7 protein-coding genes are annotated in these 6,883 nt (G+C 63.2%); 6 read left to right on the top strand and 1 reads right to left on the bottom strand.

The annotated features are described in order from the left end of the window. From PQR40_RS37315 to PQR40_RS37290, 6 genes are all read left to right on the top strand, one after another. Positions 1-196 (top strand): hypothetical protein (locus tag PQR40_RS37315; RefSeq protein WP_408511147.1); only part of this gene is annotated, 196 nt, incomplete at its 5' end. Between the two features lie 94 nt (positions 197-290). Beyond that, positions 291-1,370, top strand: coding sequence for an LLM class flavin-dependent oxidoreductase (locus PQR40_RS37310; protein ID WP_408511146.1), 1,080 nt, complete (start codon positions 291-293; stop codon positions 1,368-1,370). 11 nt (positions 1,371-1,381) lie between these two features. Next, on the top strand, positions 1,382-2,335 hold the full coding sequence (locus PQR40_RS37305; RefSeq protein WP_408242187.1) for a class II aldolase/adducin family protein: 954 nt from the start codon (positions 1,382-1,384) through the stop codon (positions 2,333-2,335). Between the two features lie 13 nt (positions 2,336-2,348). After that, positions 2,349-3,398 carry an ABC transporter substrate-binding protein gene (locus PQR40_RS37300; RefSeq protein ID WP_408511145.1) on the top strand — a complete coding sequence of 350 codons (1,050 nt, stop codon included), beginning with the start codon at positions 2,349-2,351 and terminating at the stop codon, positions 3,396-3,398. A gap of 33 nt (positions 3,399-3,431) precedes the next feature. After that, complete coding sequence (locus PQR40_RS37295) at positions 3,432-4,040, top strand: cysteine dioxygenase family protein (protein ID WP_408511144.1); 609 nt, start codon at positions 3,432-3,434, stop codon at positions 4,038-4,040. Continuing rightward, positions 4,037-5,638, top strand: a complete 1,602-nt coding sequence (locus PQR40_RS37290) for a rhodanese-related sulfurtransferase (RefSeq protein ID WP_408394131.1) — start codon at positions 4,037-4,039, stop codon at positions 5,636-5,638. Before PQR40_RS37295 ends, PQR40_RS37290 begins: the two co-directional genes overlap by 4 nt. Before the next feature lie 70 nt (positions 5,639-5,708). On the opposite strand, the gene PQR40_RS37285 is transcribed toward PQR40_RS37290, so the two are convergent. Then, positions 5,709-6,620: a LysR family transcriptional regulator gene (locus PQR40_RS37285; RefSeq protein ID WP_408511143.1), complete on the bottom strand. Its 912-nt coding sequence runs from the start codon at positions 6,618-6,620 to the stop codon at positions 5,709-5,711. Positions 6,621-6,883 lie beyond the last annotated feature (263 nt).

Genomic DNA, 6,883 nt, shown 5'->3' with positions numbered 1-6,883 from the left:
CGCTAATAGACCACTAACAAATCAAGCAAAGGCCAAAACCATAAAAACACAAACAAGCGCCACGCAGGCAAAAAAACCAGGCAAAGACCACCGCCATAGGCAAACCAATAAACAAAGCGCCGAACAGGCAACCCCCCCTCGTTACATGCAAACCCGATATAGATATGGCCGATCAATATTTAACAACCGCATGTAGCGCTGCTACCTTAAACCCCTCGAACAGAGCAACGCATCCAGCAAACAAAGCCCCCGCCCCGCCGGGCAAAAAACCCGTCCATGGAGACACCAGCGTGTCCATCGAATTCATCGGCATGATCCAGACCCGCAAGGTGTCTGAAACCCACGCACCGCAAGGCCCGGTCATCGACATCGACTACGTGGAGCAGTTCGCCCGCGCTCACGAAGCAGCGGGCTTCGACCGCATCCTCGTACCGCATCATTCGACGAGCCCCGACGCGCTCCTCACCGTCGCCCACGCGGCAAGCGTCACGAGCAAAGTGCATTTCATGCTCGCGCATCGCCCGGGCTTCGTTTCGCCGACACTCGCCGCGCGTAAACTGGCAACACTCGATCACTATTCCGGCGGCCGTCTCGCCGTCCACATCATCTCCGGTGGCGATGATGCCGAACAACGCCGCGACGGCGACTATCTGTCGCATGACGAACGCTACGCCCGCACCGACGAATATCTGCACATCCTGCGCCGCATCTGGACCGAAACGAAACCCTTCGATCACAACGGCCAGTATTACCGCTTCGAACAAGGCTTCTCTGAAGTAAAACCGGTACAGCAACCCCATATCCCCGTGTACTTCGGCGGCGCGTCGGCACCGGCGCTCGAAATCGCCGGCCGTCATGCAGACGTCTACGCGCTGTGGGGCGAATCGAAGGCGCAAGTGCGTGAACAGGTCACCCGCGTACGAGCCGAAGCCGCCAAACATGGCCGTACCGTGCGCTTCTCGGTGTCGTTTCGCCCCATTCTTGCCGCGACCGAGGCGGCTGCCTGGGAACGCGCGGAGCATATCCTCGAAGAAACGAAGCGGCTGCGCGCGGCGCAAGGGCTCAGTGTTGGCGGCCCGGCGCAAAGCGAAGGCGCGCGCCGGTTGCTGGCGGCATCCGGTGAATCGGATCGTGTCGATGAACGTTTGTGGACCGGCATCGCCAAGGAAATCGGCGGACGCTCGAATTCGACCGCGCTGGTCGGCACGCCGGAACAGGTCGCCGAGACACTCGCCGAGTATTACGCGCTCGGCGTCTCGACCTTCCTCGTGCGCGGCTTCGATCCGCTCGAAGACGCCGTCGACTACGGCCGCGAACTGATTCCGGCCACCCGCGAACGCATCGCACGCGTCGAACGCGTGGCCGCCTGAACGGAGCGACGATGACTGATCTGTCTGCCCCGTTGCAAAACACCCCGGCGCTGCAAGGAGCCTCCACACAGCAAGACACTCTGGCGCAGCAAAACACGGCGGCGTTGCAAAGTGCCCCTGCGCAGCAAAACACGCCGGCGCTGCAAAGTACCCCGGCGCAACAAAACACCCCAGACACGCCACCACTCCAGCGTCACGCGCCGCTCCGTAAATTCTGGTTCGACGACGTCCCGCCGCGCGAAAGCATTGCGGCCGAACGGCGCTATCGGCAGGAACGGCTCGCCGTGGCGTTTCGCCTGTTCGCCCGCTATGGTTTCGATCAGGGTCTCGCCGGCCATATCACCGCGCGCGACCCGGAGTGGCCCGATCACTTCTGGGTCAATCCGTTCGGCAAGCACTTCAGCCGCATTCGCGTGTCGGATCTGCTGCTGGTGAATGCGCAAGGGGAGATTGTGGTCGGCGATGGGCCGCTGAATCAGGCGGCCTTTGCGATTCACGCGGCGATTCACGAGGCGCACCCCAATGTGGTCGCCGCCGCGCACACGCATTCGCTCTACGGCAAGGCATGGTCGACGCTCGGCCGCACGCTCGACCCATTGACGCAGGACTCGTGCGCGTTCTATCAGGATCACGCCTTGTTCGACGACTTCCGCGGCGTCGTTCTCGATACCGATGAAGGTGCGCGCATCGCCGCGGCGCTGGGCGAAAGAAAAGCGGTGATCCTGAAGAATCACGGCATCCTCACGGCCGGTCCGAGCGTCGAGGCCGCAGCGTGGTGGTATATCGCGCTCGATAACGCCTGCCATGCGCAATTGCTCGCCGAAGCCGCCGGCACGCCGCAAGCTATCCCGCACGATGTCGCCACGCTCACGCACGAACAGGTAGGCCGCCCCGGCGGCGCGCTGTTTGCGTTCCAGAGCCTGCTGGAAGGGCTGGTCGAAGCCGAGCCTGACGTCCTGACCTGAACGCCTCCATAAGATGACCCAACGTTTCGAATCGCCGGTTTCGCTCCGGCGCCGCCGGCTCATGTCCGCGCTGCCGGCTGCCGCGTTGCTCGGCGCAGCAGGCTCAGGCCTGATCTCGACAGCAGCCAGTGCAGCCGCGCCAGCTGGCGAGAAAACCAATCCGCCTGTCGATCTCAGCAAGGTCCGCTTGCGCGTCGCAACCTACAAAGGCGGCGACGCGACGCTGCTGAAAACGGCGGCCCTCGCGGATACGCCGTACACCATCGACTGGTCCGAGTTCCAGTCCGGCAACGCGATGGTCGAGGCGATGAACGGCGGCTCGCTCGATATCGCCTCGGGCAGCGAAATCCCGCCGATCTTCGCGCGCCTGCAGAACGCCCAGGTGCGCGTGATCGCCGTCTACAAGGACGACGTCAACAATCAGGTCGTGCTGGTGCCGAAGGGCTCGGCGATCCGTTCGATCGCCGATCTGAAGGGCAAACGCGTCGGCTATCTGCGCGCCACCACGACACATTACTACCTGCTGCGCATGCTCGAAGAGGCAGGGCTGTCGTTCAACGATATACAGGCCACCTCGCTCGCGCCGCGCGACGGCTTCGCCGCTTTCAACGCCGGTTCGCTCGATGCCTGGGCGATCTACGGCTACAACGTGCCGCTCGCGATCTCGCAAGCGGGCGCGCGCGTGTTGAAGAACGCTAACGGCTATCTGTCTGGCAACTATCTGTACTACGGCCACCCGTCGGTGCTCGCCGACCCGCAACGGCGCGCTGCATCCGCGGATCTGCTGGTGCGGCTGCAACGCGCCTGCGCGTGGTTCGGCCAGAATCAGGATGTATACGCGAAAGTATTGTCCGCCGAGTTGCGGGTGCCGGAAGAGGCGATCCGCTCCTTGTATCGCAACCAGAGCCAGGCGCGCCGCGTCACCGGCATCACGGCGACGGACATCGCGAGCGAGCAGCAGGTTGCCGATACGTTCGCGCGCGCCGCGGTTATCGACCGGCATGTCGATGTCGCACCGATGTGGACCGACACCTTCAACGCCGCGCTCGCTCGCGGTGCGTGACCGATTCAAGTCAATCAACTGTGTGAATATTCGATGACTCAAGCTTTGAGACTGGACCGGCTGCGCGCGTTCGTCGGACGCATTGCGTCGCTTGTCGACGAGCATGTGCCCGAAGCACATCTGCTCGAAGCCGGCGGTGCCGCGCTCGGCGAGCTGATCGCCCATGACGACTGGTTGCCCGACGCCTTCGCGCAGCCCGACCCTGAGCGCTATCAGCAATTCTTGCTGCACGCCGATTCGCAGCAGCGTTTTTCGATTGTCAGTTTTGTATGGGGACCCGGGCAGTCCACACCAGTGCACGACCACACCGTATGGGGTTTGATCGGCGTGTTGCGTGGTGCGGAAATTGCTCAGGGATATCGCATCGCGCCAGGCGGCGCGTTGGAGGAAGAGGGGGCGGCAAAGCGCCTCGACACCGGCGCGGTGGATGCCGTGTCGCCGCGCATTGGCGATATCCATCGCGTGAGTAATGCGTTTCGCGATCGTGCATCGATCAGCATTCACGTGTACGGTGGAAATATCGGCGCGGTGACGCGTTCCGTCTATCCCGTCGGCGGAGGCCGCAAAACCTTTATCTCCGGCTACTCGAACGACGTGTTGCCGAATATCTGGAATGTTTCGAAGGAGTCCCTGATCTCATGAGTTTCGTTAAAGAGTTCCGTATCCGATCATTCGAAGACGTGCGCCGCGCATTGCTCGATCGCGAGGAAATCGCGCTCGTCGACGTGCGCGAGGAGGACCCGCACGCGCGCAGTCATCCGCTGTTCGCGGCCAACCTGTCGCTCTCGCGTCTCGAACTGGAAGCGCCCGTGCGCTTGCCGCGCCGCGACGTGCCGGTCGTCGTGTTCGACAACGGCGAAGGGCTCGCCGAACGCGCCGTGCACCGTTTGAGCGAGCTGGGCTATACCGATGTCGCGTTGCTCGACGGTGGTTTGCAAGGCTGGCGCAAGGCGGGCGGCGAACTGTTCCAGGACGTCAACGTGCCGAGCAAGGCATTTGGCGAACTGGTCGAAAGCGAGCGCCATACGCCCTCGCTGGCAGCACCGCAGGTGCTGGCGCTGCTCGATCATGAAGCCGACGTGGTGGTGCTCGATGCACGCCGCTTCGACGAATACCACACCATGAATATTCCCGGCAGCATCAGCGTGCCGGGCGCGGAACTGGTGCTGCGCGCGCGGCAACTCGCGCCGGATCCGGCGACACGGATCATCGTTAATTGCGCGGGGCGTACGCGCAGCATCATCGGTGCGCAGTCGCTGATCAATGCGGGCGTGCCGAATCCGGTTGCGGCACTGCGCAACGGCACCATCGGTTGGACGCTTGCCGGTCAGGCGCTTGCGCACGGCAGTTCGCGCCGTTTCGATCCGCTTGTCGATGACAAACTTCGTCTCGCCGCCACGGATTCCGCGCGGGGCGTGGCGGATCGCGCAAAGGTGGGCCGTACATCGCGCGACGAAGCGCGTCGTTGGGCCGACGAAGCGGTACGCACGGTCTATCGTTTCGACGTGCGCATGCCGGAAGAGTACGAAGCGGGCCACGTGCCCGGTTTTCGCAACGCGCCCGGCGGTCAACTGGTGCAGGAGACCGACATGTTCGCGCCGGTGCGCGGCGCGCGCGTGATCCTCGCCGACAACGACGGCGTGCGCGCGAACATGACCGCCTCGTGGCTCGCTCAGATGAACGTCGAGGTGTATGTGGTGGACGGCCTGGGCAATGCGGACTTCGGCGAAAAAGGCGCAGCGCCCGCTGCGCGCCATGCGCCCACGCCGCCTGCCACCGAGGAGATCACGCCGGCCGGCCTGGTGACGCTGCTGCAATCGCCCGGCACTGTCGTGCTGGATTTCACGACCAGCGCGAACTATGTGAAGCGCCATATTCCGGGCGCGTGGTTTGCGATTCGCGGGCAACTCGACGAAGCGCTGCGCAAGCTGCCGGATGCGCAACGGTATGTGGTGACCTGTGGCAGCAGTCTGCTTGCGCGCTTCGCCGCGCCTGAGTTGGCGGCGTTGACGGGGAAGCCGGTGCAGGTGCTAAGCGGTGGAACGAGCGCGTGGATCGAAGCGGGTCTGGCCGTAGAAAGCGGCGAGACGCGCCTGGCTTCGCCGCGCATCGATCGTTATCGTCGTCCGTACGAGGGGACCGATAACGCGCGCGAAGCGATGAACGCGTATCTGGAGTGGGAGTATGGCCTCGTTGCTCAACTTGGGCGCGATGGGACGCACGGCTTTCGCGTGATCTGAGATGTGTCCCTGAGCCAGGCAGATGAAGCGGGCGAATCGGCCGGATCAGCCGAAGCAAACAGCGTGCAACTCAGGCCGCGCGCTGCACGCGCGCTTCCTTGAATTGCCGCTCGATTGTCGCGCCGAAGCGCTCGACCGGCTGTTGCAATTTACCGAGCACGCGCGGATGCACGAGCCAGATATCGATGAGCGGCTTGAAGTCGCTGATCGAGACGATATCGAGTGCGTCCGCGTGAGCGCTGGCCTGCAGCAGCGGTAACGGCACGAGGCCCAGGCCGTTACCGTCAGCGACCAGTTGCAATTGCAATTCGGTGCCGAGCGTTTCCAGATTGAGCTTGAGCGCGAGCCCCATGCCCGTCAGCGTGCGTTGCAGGCCGTCGCGAAAGCCACATCCATCCGGATTCAAGACCCACCCGATCGACTGGCATTCCGCCAGCGTATGCGCGCGCTTTTTCAGCATGCCTTTCTGTGCGACCACCGCCAGTTTGATGCGGCCAAGCGAGTGCGCCGACAATGTCTCGTCGAAAGTCTTGTTGGTGGGCAGCAGGATCGCCGCGGCGTCGAGTTCGCCCTGCTCGACGCGTTGCAGGAGCTGGCTGCCCCAACCGGTTGACGCACGCGCCTGCAGATCGGGGTAGGCCGCCTTGAGACCGCGCATCGCATCGGTAAGCGCGATGTCGGCAATGGTCTGCGCGACGCCGAGGCGCAGCGTGCCGACCGGCGGCGTGTCGGCGGCGACGATCTCGCGCAGCACGTCGAGTTCGCGCTGGATCACACGGCACTGTTCATAGACGACGCGGCCCGTTGCCGTCGCCTTGAGTGGGCGCGTATTACGGTCGAGCAGTTCGACGCCGAGCGCCTCCTCGAAATTCTGCAGGCGGCGCGTGATGGCCGGTTGCGTGAGCCCGAGCGAGAGCGCCGCCTGTTGCAGCGACTGACAGCGAATGACGGTGACGTATGCGTCTATTTCGTCGATCTTCATGATGAGCGGTGATTAAATGAGTACGCAACCGGGCGCAAGATTCGTGCGTTCGATAATACCCGTATCGATGTGCGAACACGCCTCGCGGCTCAAGAAAATTCGCATATTTGCTTAGCAGAATAATGCGTTTGTCTTATACAGATGCGTGCCTTATCGTCGATGGCAAATCACCAGGATGCCACGACGTAACCGCCGCTATGACGACTTCCCGTTCCTCTTTCTCTGTCTCATCCGCCTTGCAACGTACGTTGCTCAAGCCGCTC

It is taken from the genome of Paraburkholderia sediminicola (assembly GCF_046026855.1).
Lineage (GTDB): Bacteria > Pseudomonadota > Gammaproteobacteria > Burkholderiales > Burkholderiaceae > Paraburkholderia > Paraburkholderia sediminicola_A.
The sequence above is the reverse complement of the archived record's forward strand: the minus strand, read 5'-3'. Positions and strand labels throughout refer to the sequence as shown.

What these genes read in the sequence shown, in the direction of transcription:
- PQR40_RS37305 (WP_408242187.1), top strand. Translation starts at nt 1,382, where the DNA reads ATGACTGATCTGTCTGCCCCGTTGCAAAACACCCCGGCGCTGCAAGGA.
- PQR40_RS37300 (WP_408511145.1), top strand. Translation starts at nt 2,349, where the DNA reads ATGACCCAACGTTTCGAATCGCCGGTTTCGCTCCGGCGCCGCCGGCTC.
- PQR40_RS37295 (WP_408511144.1), top strand. Translation starts at nt 3,432, where the DNA reads ATGACTCAAGCTTTGAGACTGGACCGGCTGCGCGCGTTCGTCGGACGC.
- PQR40_RS37290 (WP_408394131.1), top strand. Translation starts at nt 4,037, where the DNA reads ATGAGTTTCGTTAAAGAGTTCCGTATCCGATCATTCGAAGACGTGCGC.
- PQR40_RS37285 (WP_408511143.1), bottom strand. Translation starts at nt 6,620, where the DNA reads ATGAAGATCGACGAAATAGACGCATACGTCACCGTCATTCGCTGTCAG.